Origin of the sequence: Lentibacillus halophilus, from assembly GCF_039522485.1 — a bacterium.
In the GTDB taxonomy this organism is placed as follows: Bacteria; Bacillota; Bacilli; order Bacillales; family Amphibacillaceae; genus Lentibacillus; species Lentibacillus halophilus.
Genome location: NZ_BAAADM010000030.1, coordinates 137,060 through 140,496 on the forward strand (window position 1 = coordinate 137,060; position 3,437 = coordinate 140,496).

Here is a 3,437-nt window from a genome sequence, read left to right on the forward strand (position 1 = left end):
AAAACAATCTTGATACAGCTAAGCAACTTGGTATGAGCCAAGATGTTTATGATCATCATCAAGGATTCATCGATGAGGCTCAAAAACTAGTTGATACAGCGAAAGAAGATAAGAACCAGGCAGCAGCCGATAAAGTAGCGGATAAGATTACTAGCCTTCCTGATGGCAACCCACTTGAAAATGGCGATGCCCTTGTAGAAGCACAGGAAGCTTATGAGAATCTTACTGACGTTCAGAAAGGCCTTGTAAGTAACGAAGATAAAAACACACTGGATTCAGCAGTGCAACAATATATCACACTTTCTAAAGGTTCAGCCCAAGGTGCAGTTGATAAGGTAACTAGTGAGAAAAACATCGAGAAGAAACAAAAGATCGTAAATAATGCACAAAACAATCTTGATACAGCTAAGCAACTTGGTATGAGCCAAGATGTTTATGATCATCATCAAGGATTCATCGATGAGGCTCAAAAACTAGTTGATACAGCGAAAGAAGATAAGAACCAGGCAGCAGCCGATAAAGTAGCAGATAAGATTACTGGCCTTCCTGATGGCAACCCACTTGAAAATGGCGATGCCCTTGTAGATGCACAGGAAGCTTATGAGAATCTTACTGACGCTCAGAAAGACCTTGTAAGTGAGGAAGATACAAACACACTGGATTCAGCAGTGGATACTTATATTTCTCTTTCTAAGTCTTCCGCTAGCGGTGTAGTTAAAAAGATAACTAACGAGAAAAACATCGAGAAGAAACAAAAGATCGTAAACAATGCGCAAGACAATCTTGATACAGCAAAAGAACTTGGTATGAGCGAAGATGCTTATGATCACAACCAAGGATTCATTGATGAAGCACAAAAGTTAGTTGATACGGCGAAAGAAAATTCAACAGAAGCAAAATATAACGCTAACGGCAGTGTAGAAAATATTCCTGACAACGTTGCATATACTGATGGTAAATTCACAGTGCCGAAGGGTGTAGAAAGCTTTGAATTTACTGATAAAGGTAGAACAGTTACAGCTAATTATAAAGATGGAAAATGGATATTCAGTCAAGATGGGTTTGATCAGACTCCAGCAAACTCATATTTCACAGCAACTTCAAGTACTGACTTAGATGCTGAAAATGTGACTGTTGATTATGGTGAAGATAAAAGTGTTAAATTCTCAGTCGCAACAGAAACAAAAGATAACGAAGCCAACGAAATGACATTCACTTTTGATAATGTAGACGGTGATTCATTTGATACATCTAATTTAGATGGTGAATTCGAATTTAATGCTAATGAGGAGACATACACGGCTGTTAAAGAAGACGATGGATGGACTGTCTATACTGAAGAACAAATAGCAGCTCAAGATCTACAAGCCGCTAAAGACACTGTAAGTGGTACTGATTTCTCGAATTTAGAGATTAAAGGCGAAACTGCTGGGAACAAAAAATCAGCCGTTGAAGGTGTTATTGAAGGTCTAGATCTGGCAGAAGGCGTAACTGCTGAAGTTAATGAAGATGGATCGAACGTTACACTATCTACAGATGGAGCAGAAGACGTTACGGTAGAAACTGGCGCTAAGTTCCATTTAACCCAAGCAGCCGGAACTCTTAAAACATTAAAGCAGAAGATAGTAGAATATGAAAACAAAGACCAATTTGCTAATATAGAAATCCAAGATGAACAAGATAGCACGAAAGAATCAGCTGTTGCAGGAGTTATTGATCACCTAGTTGCCGGAAATGGCGCAACCAATAGCGTTAGTAAGACAGGTGAAAATACGTATGAGTTTACATTAACTGCAGACAACGCAGATGATGTTACGGTAACAGTTGAAGCTTCCTTTGATTTAACCCAAGCAGCTCAAGATCTACAAGCCGCTAAAGACACTGTAAGTGGTACTGATTTCTCGAATTTAGAGATTAAAGGCGAAACTGCTGGGAACAAAAAATCAGCCGTTGAAGGTGTTATTGAAGGTCTAGATCTGGCAGAAGGCGTAACTGCTGAAGTTAATGAAGATGGATCGAACGTTACACTATCTACAGATGGAGCAGAAGACGTTACGGTAGAAACTGGCGCTAAGTTCCATTTAACCCAAGCAGCCGGAACTCTTAAAACATTAAAGCAGAAGATAGTAGAATATGAAAACAAAGACCAATTTGCTAATATAGAAATCCAAGATGAACAAGATAGCACGAAAGAATCAGCTGTTGCAGGAGTTATTGATCACCTAGTTGCCGGAAATGGCGCAACCAATAGCGTTAGTAAGACAGGTGAAAATACGTATGAGTTTGCATTAACTGCAGACAACGCAGACGATGTTACGGTAACCATTAACGCTTCATTTAAGGTAATAAAATAAGCAAATTACTGTTGTAAACAAAAATATCGGGGTGTACGCTTCAAAAAGTCTATCCGGGAAGATTTTACTCTAAATTTTCTCGGGTAGGCTTCTTTTTTTATGATATTTAATCAGGAATATAATAAGAAATTTAAAGGGGGGGATATTTTGAGAAGTATAAAGATATAGAGCGTTAAAATATGGCATGCCAAAAAACCCCTTTATTTAGTCATTTTTAAAAGGCTAGCAAGTTATGTTATGCCATTAAATTACGCGGATCATTTGTAAGTATGATAGAGTCCATTCATGACTGGTGTTGCTTTTAGTTCCACATCTTCTGCTTTTACAGGTAGATGGGTTGGTGTTGGCATAGGTGTCTGTCCTTGAAGGATTTCATGCGGTCGGTGTGTATGAGAATATCGGGGTCAGTCCCCCGCTGCTTTAAAGCGCTAAAGCAGTCGGATACAGTGGAAGTCCTGTGGAGAGAAAATCTCGATATCGGGGTCAGTCCCCCGCTGCTTTAAAACACTAAAGTGGCTGGATACAGTGGAAGTCCTGTGGAGAGAAAGTCTCTGCAGGGCTTTCGTTTTTAGGCTTTACCCATAGGCTTACAAAAAATTCTCACCTATGAAGGGGTAAGCCTTCTCTATATGTTTATTTAAATTTATTTGGAGCATGGCATTCAAGAAAGAGTGCGGGGTTCCTGTGGTCAATCCCGGGATATGTTGAACGACTGTTTTTGGCATGTATGAAGTTCTAGGATAGTTGTTTTGGATTGGAATCTCAACGGACAGACTGGAGCGTAATTTCAAAGAGAAGCTTCTGAGGATAACCAGCTCTTCCGTCCAGGCGTACAACCGGCTGACGACTAGATAAAAAAGTGACAGACATTCAAACGTTGAAATGCGTGAGGAATTCCTCGGAACTCATATTCCCATCGGTTACAAAACGTTATAAGCTTCTTTGTTTTATTTGTATGAAGGTAAGGATAGGTCGGATTCCGATGACCATATGGGTTTGAATTTTGGGTTCGAGTGCCTGGCAGAGCGACCGGGCTTAGGTCGTAACATATAGTGGGTGGGATGCCCGCCGAGTAAGAGTTAG